This is a genomic window from Arthrobacter sp. HMSC06H05 (assembly GCF_001807395.1).
Lineage (GTDB): Bacteria > Actinomycetota > Actinomycetes > Actinomycetales > Micrococcaceae > Pseudoglutamicibacter > Pseudoglutamicibacter albus.
Map to the genome: position 1 here is coordinate 18,264 of NZ_KV789002.1, position 19,866 is coordinate 38,129.

The 19,866-nt window shown below is 58.9% G+C and carries 16 protein-coding genes; 11 read left to right on the top strand and 5 right to left on the bottom strand.

The window, feature by feature from the left end; translation table 11 throughout:
- The 4 genes from HMPREF3160_RS09180 to HMPREF3160_RS09195 all read right to left on the bottom strand — a co-directional run bounded on the left by HMPREF3160_RS09180 (position 1) and on the right by HMPREF3160_RS09195 (position 5,362).
- A complete protein-coding gene (locus HMPREF3160_RS09180; RefSeq protein WP_176744732.1) occupies positions 1-1,389 on the bottom strand; it encodes an alpha/beta fold hydrolase in 1,389 nt (462 codons plus the stop codon).
- 77 nt (positions 1,390-1,466) lie between these two features.
- Positions 1,467-2,087 carry a hypothetical protein gene (locus HMPREF3160_RS09185; protein ID WP_035755623.1) on the bottom strand — a complete coding sequence of 207 codons (621 nt, stop codon included), beginning with the start codon at positions 2,085-2,087 and terminating at the stop codon, positions 1,467-1,469.
- Positions 2,088-2,123: 36 nt separating this feature from the next.
- Positions 2,124-4,688, bottom strand: coding sequence for a DEAD/DEAH box helicase (locus HMPREF3160_RS09190; RefSeq protein ID WP_052048382.1), 2,565 nt, complete (start codon positions 4,686-4,688; stop codon positions 2,124-2,126).
- Positions 4,688-5,362, bottom strand: coding sequence for an MBL fold metallo-hydrolase (locus tag HMPREF3160_RS09195; RefSeq protein ID WP_083285614.1), 675 nt, complete (start codon positions 5,360-5,362; stop codon positions 4,688-4,690). Before HMPREF3160_RS09195 ends, HMPREF3160_RS09190 begins: the two co-directional genes overlap by 1 nt.
- Positions 5,363-5,436: 74 nt before the next feature.
- On the opposite strand from HMPREF3160_RS09195, the gene HMPREF3160_RS09200 reads away from it, so the two are divergent.
- From HMPREF3160_RS09200 to secG, 11 genes are all read left to right on the top strand, one after another.
- Complete coding sequence (locus HMPREF3160_RS09200; protein WP_052048368.1) at positions 5,437-5,808, top strand: GntR family transcriptional regulator; 372 nt, start codon at positions 5,437-5,439, stop codon at positions 5,806-5,808.
- A gap of 142 nt (positions 5,809-5,950) precedes the next feature.
- Entirely contained in the window at positions 5,951-8,833 is a 2,883-nt protein-coding gene (gene uvrA / locus HMPREF3160_RS09205) for an excinuclease ABC subunit UvrA (protein WP_052048369.1), read from the top strand.
- A 189-nt stretch (positions 8,834-9,022) separates the two neighbouring features.
- A complete protein-coding gene (locus tag HMPREF3160_RS09210; RefSeq protein WP_052048370.1) occupies positions 9,023-9,691 on the top strand; it encodes a lysophospholipid acyltransferase family protein in 669 nt (222 codons plus the stop codon).
- Positions 9,692-9,792: 101 nt separating this feature from the next.
- The gene (uvrC, locus tag HMPREF3160_RS09215; protein WP_070490640.1) at positions 9,793-11,718 is read left to right on the top strand and encodes an excinuclease ABC subunit UvrC; all 1,926 of its coding nucleotides are present in this window, start codon (positions 9,793-9,795) and stop codon (positions 11,716-11,718) included.
- Positions 11,719-11,744: 26 nt separating this feature from the next.
- Entirely contained in the window at positions 11,745-12,638 is an 894-nt protein-coding gene (gene rapZ, locus HMPREF3160_RS09220) for an RNase adapter RapZ (RefSeq protein ID WP_070508111.1), read from the top strand.
- Positions 12,639-12,640: 2 nt separating this feature from the next.
- A complete protein-coding gene (yvcK, locus tag HMPREF3160_RS09225) occupies positions 12,641-13,681 on the top strand; it encodes a gluconeogenesis factor YvcK family protein (RefSeq protein ID WP_035755630.1) in 1,041 nt (346 codons plus the stop codon).
- 65 nt (positions 13,682-13,746) lie between these two features.
- Positions 13,747-14,727, top strand: coding sequence for a DNA-binding protein WhiA (gene whiA / locus HMPREF3160_RS09230; RefSeq protein ID WP_070508132.1), 981 nt, complete (start codon positions 13,747-13,749; stop codon positions 14,725-14,727).
- 251 nt (positions 14,728-14,978) lie between these two features.
- Positions 14,979-15,608 carry a superoxide dismutase gene (locus HMPREF3160_RS09235; RefSeq protein WP_070508133.1) on the top strand — a complete coding sequence of 210 codons (630 nt, stop codon included), beginning with the start codon at positions 14,979-14,981 and terminating at the stop codon, positions 15,606-15,608.
- 104 nt (positions 15,609-15,712) lie between these two features.
- The gene (gene pgk, locus HMPREF3160_RS09240; RefSeq protein WP_070490638.1) at positions 15,713-16,951 is read left to right on the top strand and encodes a phosphoglycerate kinase; all 1,239 of its coding nucleotides are present in this window, start codon (positions 15,713-15,715) and stop codon (positions 16,949-16,951) included.
- A complete protein-coding gene (gene tpiA / locus HMPREF3160_RS09245) occupies positions 16,952-17,761 on the top strand; it encodes a triose-phosphate isomerase (RefSeq protein WP_070490637.1) in 810 nt (269 codons plus the stop codon).
- Between the two features lie 74 nt (positions 17,762-17,835).
- Complete coding sequence (gene secG, locus HMPREF3160_RS09250; protein ID WP_141739900.1) at positions 17,836-18,087, top strand: preprotein translocase subunit SecG; 252 nt, start codon at positions 17,836-17,838, stop codon at positions 18,085-18,087.
- A gap of 142 nt (positions 18,088-18,229) precedes the next feature.
- Here secG and HMPREF3160_RS09255 read toward each other — a convergent pair whose 3' ends face one another.
- Positions 18,230-19,861, bottom strand: a complete 1,632-nt coding sequence (locus HMPREF3160_RS09255) for a hypothetical protein (RefSeq protein WP_070508134.1) — start codon at positions 19,859-19,861, stop codon at positions 18,230-18,232.
- Positions 19,862-19,866: the final 5 nt, after the last annotated feature.

Sequence of the window (19,866 nt, forward strand, 5' to 3'; positions counted from 1 at the left end):
CTAGCGGCCGATGCGTTCTCTGAGCTCCCCGAGCACTGTTGCCGGGTCGTCGGAGAGGCCATCGTGGTGGTGATCCGCTGATTCCCACACGTTGATGCCGCGGATTCTGGAGGCCGTTTCAAGCGAGAGCTCACGGTCCACATAAATGTCCGGGGTATAGACCGCGGCGGCGACGGGAACCGTGTTGTTCGCCAGTTGCTCGTAATTGTAGAGCGGGTTCCATCCGCTGTATTCATGCAGCGCATGAGCGAGTTGCTCAAGCGGCTGCAGAGCCGGGTCTTGCTCGAAATCTTCAGGCAACGCTGCCTCACCTATCAGCTGCGGAACATCGGCACTAGGCAACGTTTGAGGGTGTGTCTGTCGTTGCGAACGCGAAGCCGCCCACCGTGTCGCAGGGCCGGACGTGTAGATCGCTTCTTGGAAGAGCCAATAGATCGGGTTGCGTGCGTGATCCACCTGCGAACCCAGAAGCGAGAGCATCACAGGGGAGATGCCACCATGTGAGAGGGCGTCTTCTAGCCCGAAACGCAATTGTTGAACACGCGAATTACCGCCCAATAGCATCCCGAGTCGCTGGATAGTCAGTTCGGTCACGACATGGCCGTTAGCTAGGCGGTACGGATGCCCGGCATCGCGAGCGCGGCGCGCTTCAGCGTACAGATCTCTCAACTGTGTTGCGGCATGCGGCCAAGCCTCGAAGACCTCGGCCTGACGTTCAGCAGTACGAGCGTATGTTGCGTCATAGACCCGCTTCGGATCACCTTCGATGAGCCCAAGCCCGCCGGTGATCATCGAACCAGCCAGCGCGTCCGGGGCGAAGCTCAGGTAGCTCATCGTGATGAAGCCACCGTAGGACTGGCCCAGCGTGAACCAGGACTCGACACCCATAGCCAGGCGGATCGCCTCAGCGTCAGCAACGATGTCTGTGGCCCGGAAGTGAGACAAGAACTCGATCTGTCGGGTGATCTGTCGCGGCTCAGGCTCGCCCGAACCGATAGCATTCAGCGTCGCAGCGCTGATCGGAGAGGAACCACCGGTGCCGCGCTGATCCAGCAACAACACGCGGAAGTGCGGCAGCAGCTCACCAAGCCAGCCTGAGGACGGATTAACGGGACGCAGAGCTTCGAAGCCTGGGCCGCCCTGTAAATAAACAAGCCACGGCCGCTGTTCCGCATCCGCATCGGTTGAACGAACCTCACGCGCCCGCACCGTCACGCTCTGAGCATCGAGTGACGCTCCAGAGCTGTGCGTCGACGAGTTAGTAGCTAAGTGCTCGGTTCCGTGGACGAGCGGTACTTCGTATAGAACCGAAGACACGACAGCGCCCCGCCAAGCAGCCGCATCATCACGGCGAAGAAGCTTAGCGGGGCGAGGCGTCAAAGAAGTCAAAACAGTGCTGACCTTCGGTTGGCTCGAACGGTGAAGAGATGCTAACGGTGAAGAGATGCTCACCGCGCAGATAGAAATTAGTCGGCTTTACGCAATACGAGCTTGTCCTGACCATTGGTCAGTTCAACACCGTTGGTCGCCTCGGAAATACGCAGCTTACCGGAGGTCAAGAAATCCCCCAGGTCCTCAGCGGCGGTGAGAGCTTCGCCCTGGCAGTTGGTGACATTGCTGTAAGACTGCGTCACCGTTGCATCAGAACCCTGAACATCGACGTCATAGGTTTCGTTAGCGCACTGGTCGATCACTGCCAACGTGCCCTTACCGGAGCCCGAAGGGGTCAACATGAAGCCACCCAGCTTCGCTTCAGACACAGCGCCCTTGACAGTGAAAGACTTCACGGTCAAGTGAGTGTTTTCAGAGAAACCAAGAGCGGACACGCCAGAGTCCTTGCCGGACTCCGTCGAGGAAGCCTCGCCCGAGGCTGCTTCCGACGTTGGTTCAGCGTGAGTGTTTTCACCCTGATTGGTGTTTTCACCCTCAACAGAGCCGTCCTTCTGATGGAACTGAGAGGACTCTGGGGTTGGGGAATCAAGGGTCGTTGGGTGCTTAGGGGCACAACCGGCCAGGGAAGCAACTACCAACGATGCAGGCGCCAAGAGCGCAACTGCGCGAACAGTGCGAGTGGAAAGTCGTGACATGGGAACCATTCTATCGCTAATTTATGTTTGACATGTTCACCGGCGTTCGCCTGTGCCGTCGATGCGGCCGATCGCCGTGACAGTGAGCGCTAATTCGCCACGCTCATCCGTAGCATCCAAATCAACAACCGCATCGAAACCCCAGTCGTGATCACCCTCCGGGTCAGCGAACGTCTGGCTGACCTTCCAGATCGGCCGACCATCGGGGTCTGTCGCCTCAACAATCTGCAACAGTTCAGGGGAGCGGCCGCTCGGGCCATCGTCGATGTCCTCATGCTCAGCGAAGTAGTCATCCATCAGATCAGCCCACGCATCGGCATCGAAACCAGATTCGCCATCCAGCTCACCCAGAGCAATATCCTTCTCAGCCCCGAACAGTTTGACGCGAGAGAACATCGCGTTGCGCACCATGACCCGCAAAGCACGCTTCTGCTGTGACAAGCGCGGCGGCTCGGCCGGTTGCTGAATCGACTGATCCTGCGGCACCTCACCCGAAGCTAAGGCCTCCCACTCGCTCAACAGCGAAGAATCGACCTGCTCGATCATCTGACCTAGCCACTCGGTGATGTCCTCAAGCTCCTCAGTTACAGCTGAATCCGGCACCGAGCTACGCAGGGCCTTATACGCATCCGTGAGATAACGCAGCAGAATCCCCTCAGCCCGCGTCACCTGATAATTGCGTACATACTCGCCAAAGCTCTGACCCGTCTCATACATTTCACGGACCACTGACTTAGGGGAGAGCTCATAGCCAGCCAACCAGCCAGCGCCCTGCCGGTAACGTTCAAAAGCCACCTCAAGGTCTTCCCGCAAAGGCTGTGGGTGCGTGATCTCATCAAGCCGATTCATACGCTCGTGATATTCGAGGCCATCGGCACGCATCTGCGCCATCGCCTCACTCTTGGCCTTCTTGACCTGTGCCCCGATAATAGGGCGCGGATCCTCAAGGGTCGCCTCAAGAATGGAGACAACATCGACTGCGTAATCAGGTGAATCGCGATCCAGCATCTCTAACGCGGCGATAGCGAAGCTAGAGAGCGGCTGATTCAGGCCAAAGTCTTCCGGCAAATCAACCGTGAGGTGAAGCCGGTTGCCGTACTCATCTGGCTCGCCGCGCTCCAAAACATTGGTCGCCAGTAGCTCCTTGATGATCCCTAAAGCCTTCTTGACGTGCTCCCGGTTACGGATGGGTGGTTCGTGATTTTGCGTCAAGATATCGCGAGCATGTCTGAACGCATCGCCTTCATAAGCGAGCAGGTTCAAGATCATCGCGTGGGAGACCTGAAAAGACGAGGTCATCGTCTCCGGCTGAGAGGCCACGAGCTTCTCAAAGGTCTTCTCACTCCAGGACACGAAGCCATCAGGGGGAGACTGCTTCTTAACCTGGCGCAGCTTCTTCTGATCATCCCCGTGCCGAGCACGGGCTTTCTCCATAGCCTTCGCGTTAGCGATCTCATGCTCCGGGGCCTGCACCACCACATCACCGGCAGTGTCGAAACCCGCCCGGCCTGCACGCCCAGCCAACTGATGGAACTCCCGCGCATTCACATGCCGGGTGCGTCGACCATCGAACTTAGACAACGCGGTCAAAACCACAGTACGGATCGGCACATTGATGCCCACACCGAGCGTGTCAGTACCGCAAATGACCTTGAGCAAACCAGCCTGGGCAAGCTGTTCAACGAGCCGACGATACTTAGGGAGCATCCCCGCGTGATGCACCCCGATGCCGGCACGAATCATCTTCTTCAGCGTCTGTCCAAAACCCGAGGCGAAACGGAAGCCACCCAGAAAATCCGCGATACGGTCCTTCTCCTCGCGGCTAGCAACATTGAGCGAAAGCAAACCTTGAGCTTGCTCGATCGCCTCACGCTGGGAGAAATGCACAACATAGACCGGGGCGCGGTGAGTTTCGACCAGTTCCTTGAGCGTCTCGCCGATCGGCTCCATGCCGTAATGATGGTGCAGGGGAATAGGGCGTTCGGAGCCTGAAACCGTCACAGCAGGCCGGCCCGTGCGTTGTTTGAGGTCCTCTTCAAAGAACGTCGTATCGCCCAACGTTGCCGAAAGCAACAAGAACTGCGACTGCGGCAAACCCAACAGTGGAACCTGCCACGCCCAGCCGCGCTGCGGGTCAGCATAGAAGTGGAACTCATCGGCGATCACGACACCGCAATCAGCGTGTTCGCCTTCGCGTAACGCCATGTTCGCGAGGATCTCCGCGGTACAGCAAATAATCGGTGCCTTTGGGTTCACGCTCGCCTCACCCGTGAGCATGCCCACGTTCTCGGCACCGAAAACCTTGATCAAGTCAAAGAACTTCTCAGAAACCAACGCCTTGATCGGGGCTGTATAAAACGAACGCTCACCGCGGGCCAAAGCCGCAAAATGCGCCGCGATAGCAACCATCGATTTACCCGAACCCGTGGGGGTCGCAAGAATTACATGCTTACCCTCAACAAGCTCCATGACCGCTTCATCCTGAGCCGGGTACAGCGTCAACCCACGGTTTGAAACCCACTTCAGGAACGCATCGTAGATGGCCTCCGGAAGGTTCGTCTCCGAGGCATTCGGGACCAGATCAGACAGGTTCACGTTCATCACCAGCCGCGGGCACGCCACTCAGGCAAGCTCGCACGCTCATCACCTAGCGTGGTGCCATCGCCATGACCCGGTAAAACAACCGTTTCATCCGGATAACGGCCGAACAGTTTGGACTCAACGTCGTCAATCAGCGTTGCGAAACGCTCCGGATCATTCCATGTATTACCCACGCCACCAGGGAAGAGGGAATCGCCCGTGAAGAGGTGCTGAACCCCATCGATCGTAGTGGCCAACGCAATCGAGCCAGGGGTGTGTCCACGCAACCAGATCACATCCAACGTGACCCCGCCAGCGTCCACCGTGTCACCATCATCCACAGTCTCCGTGAATGTGACGCCCCGCATCTCTTCAACCGCAGGAATATCCAGCGGATGCCCGACGAGCCGGGTACTTTCCCCGGTCAGCTCCGGCAAAGCGCCAGTGTGGTCATGGTGCTGATGCGTAATCACGATGCTCGGCGCGGCATCAGCACCGACGGCCGCGCGCAAAGTCTCAGGCTCAGCAGGGGCATCGATGAGCAACACATCCTGCGGATCAGTCAGCGACTGCAGAATATAGGCGCGGTTATCCATATCGGACACCGCGACCATGCTGAGCCGAGTCTTGTCATCCGAGGCAATAACCTGTGCTTTTGATCCTTGCGAAGAGTTACGTGGAGATGCTGGAGCCATGCCCAGTAGTATACCCTGATACATATCTCGTATTGTGTTGTGTCAAAGGCACTAAAACCGCCGGAAAGATGACTATGACGATCCTCGCCGACTTCACGGTCAGCAGTGAAGACATCCCGCCGTACCGCCAAGTGCGCCGCGCAATTGCCCAAGACATCCGAGAAGGCACGATCGCCGTCGGAACGAAACTACCGACAGTCCGCTCACTCGCCGCCCAACTCAACCTCGCGACCAACACTGTTGCCCGAGCCTATAAGGAGCTCGAAGAACTCGGCCTCGTGGAAGGCCGAGGGCGCGCTGGCACGATCGTGACACCCGGAGCCGGGCGAACATCAGCGAAAATCGCATCCAATGCAACATGGTTCGCTCGCTCAGCCGAAGGCGCAGGCCTGAGCCTTCAAGCGGCCCTCGACCTCGTACGCGCCGCCTGGCCATCTAATAAATAGCCAGCCACGCAGTATTGAACTAACCAGTATTGAACTAGCCGGGCCTCAGCATTGAACTAACCGGGGTTCAGCCGCGCGGAGTGCGCGGTGCGCGACCGCGACGCAACCAGTTGCGCAACTGACACTTACTACCATTGGAGCTGTGACTTCTTCTGTGACCACACCTTTCAGCACTCGCCCTGACAGAACCCGCGTTGTTGTTCAGGGAGCCCGCGAACACAACCTTAAAAACGTCGATGTGACGCTGCCGCGCGACGCCATGATCGTCTTCACGGGATTGTCTGGCTCCGGTAAGTCTTCCCTGGCCTTTGACACGATCTTCGCGGAAGGCCAACGCCGCTACGTCGAGTCTCTTTCGGCTTATGCCCGCATGTTCCTCGGCCAGGTTGATAAGCCTGACGTCGATTTCATCGAAGGCCTTTCACCGGCGGTTTCGATCGACCAGAAATCAACCTCAAAGAACCCGCGCTCCACGGTTGGCACCGTGACAGAAATTCACGACTACCTGCGCTTGTTGTTCGCGCGCGTCGGAATCGCACACTGCCCAGAGTGCGGCGAGAAAATCACGGCTCAGACTCCGCAGCAGATCGTGGATCAACTCATGCGGGAAGAAGACAAGACTCGCATCGCCGTCATGGCCCCCATGGTTCGGGAGCGTAAAGGCGAATTCCAGGACCTCTTCGCGCAACTATCCCAAGACGGTTACGCCCGCGCCCGCGTGGACGGCGAAACCATCCAACTCTCTGATCCGCCTAAGCTCGCCAAGCAGTACAAACACACGATCGAAGTCATCGTGGACCGCATCGCGATCAAAGAATCCGCGATGCAACGCCTCACCGACTCGGTTGAGACCGCGCTCAAGCTCGCCGACGGCCGCGTGATGATCGACTTCGTGGACCGCGACGCGGATGCAGCCGACCGCACCCGTACGTTCTCCGAACGCCTCGCATGCCCCAACGACCATCCGGTGCAGCTTGAAGAGATCGAACCACGCACCTTCTCCTTCAACAACCCATTCGGTGCATGCCAACGCTGCGACGGCATCGGGCATCAGCTCGAAGTGGACCCTGACCTCGTGGTTCCAGACCCATCCGCAACCCTGGCTGAAGGCGCGATCGCGCCGTGGGCCATCGGCAGCTCGGTTGCCAAGTATTGGGTGCGCGTCATGGCTGGGCTGGGTGAAGAACTCGGCTTCGACGTCGATACGCCTTTTGAGAAGCTACCGAAGAAGGCTCAGAAAGCGCTACTGCACGGCAAGGACTATAAGGTCACCGTGGCCTACCGCAACCGTTTTGGCCGCGAACGCCGCTACACGCAGGGTTTCGAAGGTGTGCTCGGATACATCAAACGTAAGCACGGCGAAACCGAATCCGATACCGCTCGTGAACGCTACGAAGAGTACATGCGCAACGTCCCGTGCCCGGAGTGCAACGGCGCTCGCCTGAACCCTGCGGTGCTCGCCGTGCTGGTCGGTGGGAAATCGATCGCAGAAGTTTCAGAAATGGCGCTCGATGAGGCTTATGAGTTCGCCGCGAGCCTCGAACTCAACGAGCGTGAAGCTAAGATCGCAACCGAGGTTCTCAAAGAGATCCGCGCTCGACTGAAGTTCATGCTCGATGTCGGCTTGAACTACCTCAACCTCTCCCGCGCCTCCGCCACGCTTTCGGGCGGTGAGGCCCAACGCATCCGTTTGGCGACCCAGATCGGTTCAGGACTGGTCGGTGTGCTCTACGTGCTCGACGAACCATCCATTGGTTTGCACCAGCGCGATAACCGCCGCCTCATCGAGACCCTGACGCGCCTACGCGATCTCGGCAACACGCTGATTGTGGTTGAGCACGACGAAGAGACCATCGAAGAAGCCGACTGGATTGTCGATGTGGGGCCAGGCGCTGGCGAGCACGGCGGGCAGATCGTGCACTCGGGATCGCTCGCCGAGCTGAAGGAAAGCACCGAATCGGTTACGGGCGCTTATCTTGCTGGCCGTCGAAGCATCGCGGTTCCGGAGAAGCGCCGCAAACGCGATAGGAAGCGCCAACTCAAGATTGTTGGGGCACGTGAGAACAACCTCAAGAACGTGACCGTGAACGTCCCGCTTGGCATGCTGACCGCTGTCACGGGTGTTTCTGGCTCGGGTAAGTCCACGCTCATCAACGACATTCTGTATCGGGTCTTGGCGACCAAGCTCAACAAAGCGAAGTTCGTTCCGGGCCGCCATACCCGCGTCGAGGGCCTTGAACACCTCGATAAGGTGATCCACGTAGACCAGAGCCCGATCGGGCGGACGCCGCGCTCCAATCCGGCCACCTACACGGGTGTCTTCGATCATGTTCGTAAGCTCTTCGCCGAAACCCCGGAAGCGAAGATGCGCGGCTATTTGCCGGGGCGTTTCTCCTTCAACGTCAAGGGTGGGCGCTGCGAAGCGTGCAAGGGCGATGGAACCATCAAGATCGAGATGAACTTCCTGCCGGACGTCTATGTTCCGTGTGAAGTCTGCCACGGTGCCCGTTATAACCGCGAGACGCTGCAGGTCAAGTACAAAGGCAAGTCCATTTCCGATGTGCTTGATATGCCGATCGAGGAGGCCGCTGACTTCTTCTCCGCCTTCAGGCCCATCGCTCGCCACCTCGACACGCTGGTCGATGTGGGGCTCGGTTATGTGCGGCTCGGCCAGCCCGCCACCACGCTTTCGGGTGGTGAGGCTCAACGCGTCAAGCTCGCCTCCGAGCTGCAGAAGCGCTCGAACGGGCGCAGTATCTATGTTTTGGATGAGCCGACCACAGGCCTGCACTTCGAGGACATCAACAAGCTTCTGCGCGTGGTGCAGGGGCTGGTGGATAAGGGCAACTCGGTGGTTGTGATTGAACACAACTTGGATGTGATCAAGTCTGCGGACTGGATTATCGACTTAGGCCCCGAAGGTGGTTCTGGTGGCGGGACAATCGTCGCGGAAGGAACGCCGGAGGACGTGGCAAAGGTTTCCGAGTCCCACACGGGCTTCTTCCTCAACGAGATCCTGAACTAACCCGCCCGGGTGCCTGCGCCTGCTAGGTGCGGCCAAGCATGCCGGAATCGGCATGAACCTGCGCCTTGTAATGCTCCGCTGTGATAAACAAAAGGCGGGCCATCCGTGGCACAATTGCAAACGGAAAACTTCTAGAGCAATAAGAAAAGCATGCCTTTCAAGGCATGCAGATAAGGTGACGAATCCAGGATGGCAAGCATCGATTTCTTCAAGCCCGTGGTAGCGCGGGCTATCAAGCTTGTCTTCAGGCCGACCATCACAGGCCTTGAGAACATTCCCAAAGAAGGACCGTTCATCGTCGCTTCGAACCACTTGTCGTTCTTCGACTCGGTCATCATCCAGGCGTTGATGCCGCGCAAGGTCGCGTTCTTCGCTAAAGCCGAATACTTCACGACTCCGGGCATTAAAGGTCGGATCATGAAAGCGTTCTTCACCTCGGTTGGCTCGATCCCGGTCCAACGCGGGCAACAGGCTGCCTCAGTGGCCGCGCTGGATAAGCTCGTTGAGATCCTCGACAAAGGCTCCGGAGTAGGTATCTATCCGGAGGGGACCCGCTCCCGTGACGGCCGCCTGTACCGGGGGCGCACTGGCGTAGGCTGGTTGACCCTGGCCACCGGAGCGCCAGTGGTTCCTGTAGGGCTCATTGGTACAGATAAGCTCCAGCCTGCCGGATCCAACCGGATCCGGCGCCATAAATTCGAACTCCACGTGGGTGCGCCGCTGGCTTTTGAACATCCTGGCGCTAAGCACCCGTTGCCGCTACGCCGTAAAGTAACTGATCAGGTGGTCGATGCGATCGCACAGATCACGGGGCAAGAACGCGTGGGGGAGTACAACAAAGCCCCAACAGCCCAATAAAGCCACGGCATCCCAGTAAAAGCTTCGATGTTCCAGTAGCGAAGCACCAATAGCGAACCCTAAGTAGTGACCGCAGTAGTGACCTAGGCGAGGTGAATCAGGTGGCCGATCCGGCATCGTACCGCCCCGAATCATCTCAGATCCCTACGAGCCCGGGCGTCTATCGTTTCCGAGACCCTGCTGGCCGCATCATCTATGTCGGCAAGGCGAAGAACCTTAGGAACCGGCTCAACTCCTACTTTGTGGCCCCGGAACAGCTCTCGCCTAAGACGTACACGATGGTGCACACCGCATCGTCTGTTGAATGGACGGTGGTGGGTTCCGAACAGGAATCGCTGCAGCTTGAATACACGTGGATCAAACAGTTCAATCCACGTTTCAACATCATGTTCCGGGACGATAAGTCCTATCCTTACCTGGCCGTCACGGTTTCTGAGAAGTTCCCGCGCGCCCAAGTGATGCGTGGTGACAGGCGTAAGGGGACCAAGTATTTCGGGCCGTTTTCCCCGGCGCGTGCGGTGCGTGAAACCCTCGATCTGTTGCTTCGTGTTTTCCCGGTGCGTACCTGTTCAGCGGGCGTTTTTCGCCGGGCAGAGCGCTCGGGGCGCCCGTGCCTGCTCGGATATATCGACAAATGTTCCGCCCCGTGTGTGGGGCGGGTCAGCGTTGAGGAGCATCGTGAGCTTGTCAACGGCTTGATTCGGTTCATGAGCGGCGACGGCAAGCCCGCAATCCGCGAGCTCGAAGCGAAGATGAGGCAAGCCGTCGCTGAGCTCGATTACGAATCTGCCGCACGGCATCGCGATGACATCCAGGCGCTTCAGAAGGTCTTTGAACGCAACGCTGTTGTGCTGGATGAATCGACGCACGCGGATATTTTCGGTATCGAACAAGACGACCTGGAAGCGGCAGTCCAGGTGTTTCACGTCCGCCACGGGCGCATCACAGGCCAGCGAGGCTGGGTCATGGAGAAGGTTGAAGACCTCGAACCGCCGCGGCTTGTTGAGCAGCTGTTGGAACAGGTTTATGGCGCTTATGATGATGCCGACCGGATCCCACGTGAAGTATTGGTCCCTGAACTGCCTACGCGTTTCGAGGCGCTGACCGGCTGGCTCTCTGAGTTGCGCGGCGCGAAAGTCTCTTTGCGCGTTGCCCAGCGCGGAACCAAGCGTGAACTCGCTGAGACCGTGCATGAGAACGCCATCCAGGCGCTCAAACTTCACAAGATCAAACGTGCCGGGGACATCACGGTGCGTTCAGCTGGCCTGCAACAACTCCAAGAAGCTCTCGGGCTTGCTGAGCCACCGCTACGCATTGAGGGCTATGACAACTCTCATTCGTCCGGAACCAATGTTGTGGGTTCGATGGTCGTGTTCGAAGACGGGCTGCCGAAGAAGTCTGATTACCGCAGGTTCATGGTCAAAGGTGACGCTGCCCGTGATGACACGGCCTCGATGTATGACGTCATCTCGCGCCGTTTTCAGCGCTACCTCGAAGACCTTGCGGAGGCCGAGACTCACACTTCTGGTGAGATCACTGCCGAAGAAGCCGTGAAGGGTCAGGCCCCTAAGTTTGCCTACCCGCCCTCGCTGGTTGTGGTCGATGGCGGCCCACCTCAGGTGGCGGCTGCCCAGCAGGCTCTACTGGATTTGGGGATCACGGACATCGCGGTGGTCGGGTTGGCTAAGCGTCTTGAGGAGGTGTGGGTCCCCGGGGACGACTACCCGGTGATTCTGCCTCGGCAATCTGAAGGGTTGTTCTTATTACAACGCGTGCGTGATGAATCACACCGTTTCGCGATCACGTTCCACCGAGAACGCCGAGGCAAGTCGATGCTTGAGTCCATGTTGGATACGGTGGATGGGCTCGGCCCCGCCAAGCAAAAGGCTCTACGGGATGCGTTTCCGTCGCTGAAGAAGATGCGGGCCGCGAGCGTTGAGGAGCTTCAAAGCGCTAAGGGCGTTGGTCCTGCGTTGGCTCAGAAGATCTACGATGCGCTTCATGCTGATGAGACCGAGGCACGCTAGGGACGGCGGTTGGGTAGCCTTGGGTTATGCAGATTGAGCAGCCGGCTGAGGTACCGCAGAAGAACACGATCGTTGTCATGACCAGCATGTCTGGGGCAGGCCGCACTACGGCAGGCCATGCTTTAGAGGACATGGGCTGGTACGTGGTGGATAATCTTCCGCCACAGATGTTGCAGACCCTCGTAGATGTCTTGTCGCGATCGCGTAGCCAAGAGTTCAAGATCGCGGTTGGCGTAAACGTCCGGTCCCAGCAGGTTCTGGATGATCTGAGTAGCACGCTCGCGCAGATGGACACTGACGGCGTGGAGTATCAGCTCCTGTTTATCGACTGTGACGATGCAACACTCGTGCGCCGCTTTGAACAGGGCCGCCGCCCGCACCCGTTGCAAGGTAGCGGGCGCATCGTTGACGGGATCGCGGCCGAGCGCGCCCTAACGGCGGGTCTGCGTGAGCGGGCCGATTTCACGCTTGACACCACAACGATGAACGTGCATGATTTCAGCCGCTCCGTCCACGACCTGTTCAATGAGCAAGGCCCCGTGGTTTTGACGCTCAACGTGATCAGCTTCGGCTTCAAATACGGTGTCCCGATGGACGCTAACTTCATGGCTGATGTCCGTTTTGTTCCTAATCCGCACTGGGTTCCTGAACTGCGTCCACTCACCGGTCAGGATCATGACGTTTCGCAGTATGTGTTGCAAGCGGAGGGCACAACAACGTTCATTGAGCACTACGTGGGTGCGCTCGAATCGGTGTTTGATGGCTACCGCCGGGAACGGAAGCATTATGCGACGATCGCGATCGGGTGCACGGGTGGTAAACACCGTTCGGTGGCGATTGCAACCGAGGTTGCTCGCCGTCTTGATCAGAACCCTGATCTGAAGGTTGTTCTTTCACACCGGGACTTGGGGAGGGAATAGGCATGGATATACCGACACATGCGATCCCGCTGGTCGCTCCGCGTTTGCGTCCTAGCCAGCGTCGCTCGCGGTGGAAGATCACCGCACTCGGCGGCGGGCATGGACTGCATGCCTCGCTGAAGGCTTTGCGTTTGCTTGATGCTGACCTGACGGCCATCGTGACGGTTGCCGATGACGGAGGTTCTTCAGGCCGGATCCGTGACGAGTTCGGTGTGCTGCCGCCAGGGGACCTGCGGATGGCGCTTTCGGCGCTGTGCGATGACAGCGAATGGGGCCGCACCTGGGCCCGGGTCATGCAGCACAGGTTCACAACGCTTCCAGATTCTCCTCGCAGTATGGAAGGTCACGTTCTGGGTAACTTCCTCATCGTGACCTTGTGGGAGATGCTGGGGGATGCGGTCGAAGGCCTGAACTGGGCTGGCCAGTTGCTTGGTGCCCGCGGCAGGGTCCTGCCGATGTCGACCGATCCGTTGCGCATCAAAGGCACCGTTGTGAGGGAACAAGATGGTCAGCCGATAGCTGAGGTGTATGAGGGCCAGGTTGCGTTGGCGAAAGCGGCGCACCGTGGTTCCGTGACCGATATCTGCTTGCTTCCTGAAGATGCGAGCGCGACCCCGCAGGCTGTGGAAGCCATCAGCGAAGCGGACTGGAATGTGCTGGGGCCAGGCTCGTGGTACACGTCGGTTATGCCGCACCTGTTGCTCAATGACAGCCGGCGGGCGCTCGCTGAATCGCAAGCCCGCACGCTTGTGACGATGAACTTGTCGTCTTCAACGTTTGAGGCCTCCGGGCTGAGGTCTGCTGATCACCTCAAGATTCTGCGCCGCTACGCTCCTGAGCTGCACATCGATGCGGTGCTCGCTGATCCATCGACCCTCGATGATGAAGCGTATTTCTGCCAGGTCGCAGAGAACATGGGCACTAAGGTGTTCTTCGACCGTGTCGAATCGAAGGCTAAAGAGTCTGTGCATGATCCATTGCGGCTCGCGGCCGCATATAAGGATGTTTTTTCGCACTTCGAGTCCGGGGGTGTCTCCGGTTAGACTTATGGTTTTTGTAAGACCTATTTTTGTATGGTCTGTGTAATCCGAAGGGGATGTCAGCTTTCATGGCATTGACGAATGCAGTCAGAGACGAGCTGGTTGCCGTGGACGTTACGGTGACGTCCCAGCGCCGTGCCGAGGTAGCTACCATGCTCCGTTTGGCTGGTGGTTTGCATCTGGTTGCCGGGCGGATCGCGGTTCAGGCAGAGGTAAGTGGCGAGGCGATTGCGCGCCGTATCCAGAAGACCCTAGGTGAGGTTTTCAACGTTCGATGCGCCATGCGGCTCGTCAGCGGTGGCGGGCTACGCAACTCTGAGCGTGTTGAGATGCAGGTTCTGGGCGATGGAGCATCGCTGGCTCGGCAGACAGGTTTGGTTGACGGCATGGGCCGCCCGGTGCGTGGCTTGCCTCCTTCGATCGTCAACGGTTCGGTCGCTGATGCGGCGGCCGTGTGGCGCGGAGCGTTCCTCGCGTCGGGCTCACTGACCGAACCTGGCCGCTCCTCCGCGTTAGAGATCGTGTGCCCCGGACCCGAAGTCGCGTTAGCGCTCGTGGGGGCCGCACGCCGCCTGGGCATCACCGCTAAAGCGCGCGAGGTCCGCGGGCAAGATCGCGTTGTCTTGCGTGACGGTGAAGCGATCGGTCTCATGCTTCAAAAAATGGGTGTCGTGGAAGCAGTCAAGGTCTGGGAGGAGCGCCGGGCACGTAAAGAAGTGCGTGCCAACGCGAACCGTCTAGCGAACTTTGATGACGCGAACCTACGCCGCTCCGCGCAAGCCGCGGTCGCTGCTGGTGCACGCGTTCAGCGCGCCCTGGAGATCCTCGGTGATGAGGTACCGGAACACCTCCGGGATGCCGGTTCCTTGCGCATCGAGCACAAGGAAGCAAGCCTCGATGAGCTTGGCCGGCTAGCGGACCCGCCGCTGACGAAGGACGCGATCGCTGGCCGTATTCGCCGCCTGCTGATGATGGCCGATCGCGTTGCTGATGAACGCGGGATCCCGAACACCACAACCGCAGTTCCTGCGGATATCCTCGACGACTAACCCAGGTGGGGCCGTCCATCCCGGCGTGCGGAACAGGATGACACCGCAACGCGCAAGATAAAGCGCGGCCCGGGAATAAGAGCGGGGTTGTGTTGGTTACACCCGGATGAGGGCGTCCTCAGGGATGGCTCCCAACAGTTTGCGCTACCCCTACTCGCACTGCCCAGACGTCAGGGGAGTAGAGGCGTTGCAAGAGTACATCTGTATGACCGGCATGGAGATTCCTGCTGGTTGAACCCATGGAGGTTAACTTGACTCAGTACACGCTTCCGGACCTGGACTACGACTACGGTGCACTTGAGCCGCACATTTCCGGCAAGATCATGGAGCTGCACCACTCCAAGCACCACGCAACCTACGTCAAGGGCGCCAACACCGCCCTCGAACAGCTGGCAGAAGCACGCGATAAGGGTGATCTGTCCAACGTCAACAAGCTCACCAAGGACCTCGCGTTCAACCTCGGTGGTCACACCAACCACTCGATCTTCTGGAAGAACCTCTCCCCAGAGGGTGGCGGCGAGCCAACCGGTGAACTTGCTGAGGCCATCAACGAGCACTTCGGTTCTTTCGAGAACTTCAAGAAGCACATCAACGCCGCAGCACTGGGCATCCAGGGCTCCGGTTGGGCTCTTTTGTCCTATGAAGGCATCGGCGGCAAGTTGCTGATCGAGCAGTTGCATGACCAGCAGGGTGATGTCCCAGTAGCAACCCAGCCACTACTGATGCTGGATATGTGGGAGCACGCTTTCTACCTCGACTACCTCAACGTCAAGGCTGACTACGTTGATGCGTTCTGGAACATCGTCAACTGGGACAACGTCTCCGAGCGCTACGCAGCAGCTAAGGAAGGCGCATCGAAGCTGGTTCTGCCAGGCGCCTAATCAACGCAACTAGAGCGTGAGTGTCTCGCCGCTCTCGTCCGCTTCGTCGCGGATGAGAGCGGCGAACATCGTTAACGCGGGCGTTATCCCGTAGGCTTAGATGTATGCCTGCCTTTACTCTTGAGGATTTGATGTCCAAAGGCGTCAAGGGCCGTACGGTTCTTGTACGCTCCGATTTGAACGTTCCACTCGACGATGACCGCAACGTCACCGATGCTGGCCGCGTTAAGGCCTCGATTCCGGTGATTTCGCGTCTGAGCAACGCTGGTGCCCGGGTGATTGTGATGGCACACCTGGGTCGGCCGAAAGGGGAGCCTGATCCGGCGCTTTCGATCCGCCCGGCAGCTGAAAAGCTCGCTGAGCTGAGCGGCTTGAACGTCACGGTCGCTGAAGACGTTGTAGGGGAGTCCGCGCAGTCCTTGGCTCAGGAGCTTGCCGATGGTGAGGTTCTGGTGATCGAGAACGTTCGCTTTGAAGCTGGCGAGACGTCCAAGGATGACGCCGAGCGTGAGGAACTCGCGAAGCGCTACGCCGCACTTGCCGGCGAGGACGGCGCGTATGTGGACGATGCGTTCGGTGCGGTGCACCGTAAGCATGCCTCGGTTTTCGATATCGCACGCCTTCTGCCGGCGTACCAGGGGGACCTGGTTCGTGATGAACTTGAGGTCTTGAAGCGTTTGACGGTTGAGCCTCAGCGCCCCTTCGTTGTAGTTCTGGGTGGGGCGAAGGTCTCTGACAAGCTCGCTGTGATCGAGCGTTTGCTCACCGTTGCTGACCAGATTCTGGTGGGCGGCGGAATGGTCTTCACGTTCTTGAAGGCTAAAGGCTATGAGATCGGTAGCTCGCTGGTTGAAGAGGATCAGCTTGAGACGGTCAAGGGTTACCTTGACCGTTCCGGAACCGAAGGGCACGCCGAGATCATCCTTCCAAGCGACATCGTGATGGCTGATTCCTTCGCTGCTGATGCCGCCCACGAAACCCGCTCGGTTGAAGACCTGACTGGCGGCAGCATCGGGCAGGCCGGCATGGGCTTGGATATTGGCCAGGTTTCCGCTGGAACCTTCGGAGAGAAGATTGTCACCGCAGCCACGGTGTTTTGGAACGGCCCGATGGGCGTGTTCGAGTTCCCGGCATTCGCTGCGGGTACGCGCGCTGTAGCGAGCGCGCTGGAGCGCTCTGAGGCGTTCACGGTCGTGGGTGGCGGCGACTCGGCTGCTGCGGTTCGTAGCCTGGGCCATCACGATGCTGATTTCGGGCACATCTCAACCGGTGGTGGCGCATCCCTTGAATACCTTGAAGGTAAGGAACTTCCAGGGCTGACTGTTCTGGAGGAGAGCAACTAGATGGCACACATCACCAACGGTGAATTCGCTCGCCGTCCACTGATTGCCGGCAACTGGAAGATGAACATGGATCATCGCCAGGGCATCACGTTGCTTCAAAAAACGGTGTGGACGTTGCAGGACGCGAACCATAACTTTGATCGAGTCGAGGTAGCGGTCTTCCCGCCGTTTACTGACCTGCGTAGCGTTCAGACGCTGGTTGCGGGGGACGATCTCCCGGTGGTCTATGGCGCTCAAGACATCTCCGAGCATGACGAGGGGGCGTACACGGGCGAGATTTCCGGGCAGTTCCTGGACTCCCTGGGGTGCACCTATACGCTCGTGGGCCACTCGGAACGCCGCACACTGCATCAGGAAACCGATGAGGTAGTTTCCGCTAAGACAGCCGCGGCGCTGCGCCACGAGATCACGCCTGTGGTGTGCGTAGGTGAACCGCTTGAGGTACGCCAAGCGCAGCAACACGTTGAGCACACGCTTGAACAGGTCAAAGCCGTGATCAGCTCGCTGGATGTGCACACGGTCTCGAAGCTCGTGCTCGCTTATGAGCCGGTGTGGGCGATCGGGACCGGCGAGGTCGCTGGACCGGAAGACGCCCAGGAGATGGCTCACGCTATCCGGGAGTGTGTCAACCAGATCCACGGCGAGGATGCCGCTAACGGCGTACGTATCCTGTACGGTGGGTCAGTGAAAGCAACTAACGTCGCGGAGATCATGCAAGAAGCCGATGTTGACGGTGTTCTTGTGGGAGGCGCAAGCCTCGATGCCGTGGAATTTGCTAATATTGCTAGGTTCGAACAGCACTACGCATAGACGCGGAGTGCGAAGCGAACACTTTGAATCAGTTTTGACGTATTTAGAAGCTCGAGGAGATCATGTCGGGTTTGATCAACGCCTCGCAGGTCACCCTGCAGATCCTTGTACTTATTACCAGCATCCTGCTGATTATGACGGTGCTGTTCCATAAGGGCCGTGGCGGCGGCATCTCGGATCTGTTCGGCGGCGGTATGGCCTCATCGATGCAGTCTTCCGGTAGTGCTGAGCGAACGCTGAACAAGATCACCGTTACGATCTCGATCGTGTGGGCTGTGTGCATCGTTCTGCTTGCTCTTCTGATGCGGCTGAACGTCGAGGCCTAGACAGCCTGAGCAACATAGACGTTGGAGGCGGACCATTTCGGTCCGCCTCCAACGTGTTTAAGCCCGCCGCGGCAGGCTCGCTTGGATATCGAGGTTGCTTGGGTACTGAGGCTCGCTTGGGCTTCTAGATGTGATTCAGTGTTCAGGAGCGCTTGAGTATCTCGGTGAGCTTGTCCACGATGTACGGCAATCCTACCGCTGGGTCGTCGGCTTTGATCATGAGGACGGGACGTCCGCGCCCGGCGAGCACGCGTGCGTCTCCGGTGGCTTGTGCTGCAAGCTGTTCACCGCCGGTATGGTCCAGGCCAGGGATGTCGATGTCGTTGACGGTTCCGGCGAGGATGTGTATGAAGATACCTTCCGCTGGACCGCCCTTGTGGGCTTGTCCGGTCGAGTGCAGGAAACGGGGCCCCCAACCGAATGCGGTTGGACGTTTGAAGATCTCTAAGAGGGCCGTCTGCAAGGTAGCGGCGATCTCACGGTGCTTGTTGCGGTCAGCGAACACGTTGACCGCAACATAGCTACGCGATGTGGAGGCGGCACCGAGTTCCTCGATAGCCGAGGAAAGGTCGGTGATGTTCGCGTTGTTCGCCCAATCGCCGTATGCGGCGATACGGACCGGACCGTCAGCGATGTTCGGGGGAGTCTGAGCGTTGCCGGGTTCGCCCGCTAGGAGGCTGCGAGCTGCCACTTTGGAGGTCTCGACATCCGGCTGGTCGAATGGGTTGACGCCGATCAGACGGCACGCCACCGCGACCGCGTACTCCCACACCATGAATTGTGCAGCGATCGAACCCGCGACGGTGATGCCTGGGCCCGCGGGCGTGTGGGCGCCATCGTTGGTGCCTTGCAAGTAGACGTGCAGAACATCCTCTGCCTCATCTAGTAGCGCATCCTCGGCTGATGAGGCCAACTGTACGGTGGGCACAAGCCCCAAACCCTGTTTGCCAGTGGATTCGGCTACGAGCTGTTCGATCCACGCACTGAATCCTGGCAGGTGGGTGGTGTCATCATGGATCACAAGCTTATTTCGCTGTGGATGCTGGCCCGCTAAAGCCGCGCCCAAGATGAGTGCGGGGTTCTCGCGATGATCCCGGATGCATTCGGCTTGCGCCGCCATCGCCTCATCGAGTAGGCGCTCAACATCGACGCCGGCGAGACCGGTTGGCACGAGCCCGAAAGCAGCCAGAGCAGAGAAACGACCACCAACCGTTGGGTCTGCGGTGAACATCGTGAGCCTGTGCTGATGCGCTAGTTGCTCAAGCGGGGAGTCAGGGTCAGTAATGACCAGAACGTGCTCAGTGAGCCTCAAACCAGCCCGCTGGACGGCCTCGCTGAAAACCCGGAAAGCAACGTCCATCTCAAGGGTGCTTCCGGATTTAGAGGCCACGATCATCAGCGTCGAATCAAGGTGTGTCAGTGTTGCGGCGAGCATCCCAGGATCGGTTGAATCGATCACGCTGAGCTCCACACCTGCTGCGCGAGACACAACCTCTGAAGCCAGCGTGGAACCACCCGTGCCCGCCAGGATGATCCGTTTGATGCCGCGTTCTTTCAGCTCATCCCGCAACTCGATGATGGGGTCAATGAGCGGGCCAGACGCAGGAAAAGGGTTCGCCCAGCCAAGCCGATGCACAGCCTCGAGTGCGGCTTTCTTGCCCCACAGGGAAGAGTCCTTAGCCGCAAGGCGGGAAGCCACACGGTCCTTGACCAGCTGAGGCACTAAAGCGTTGACCGCCTCCTCGGTTTCGAGGTGGGCGGTTGTCGAAAGCATCGTCA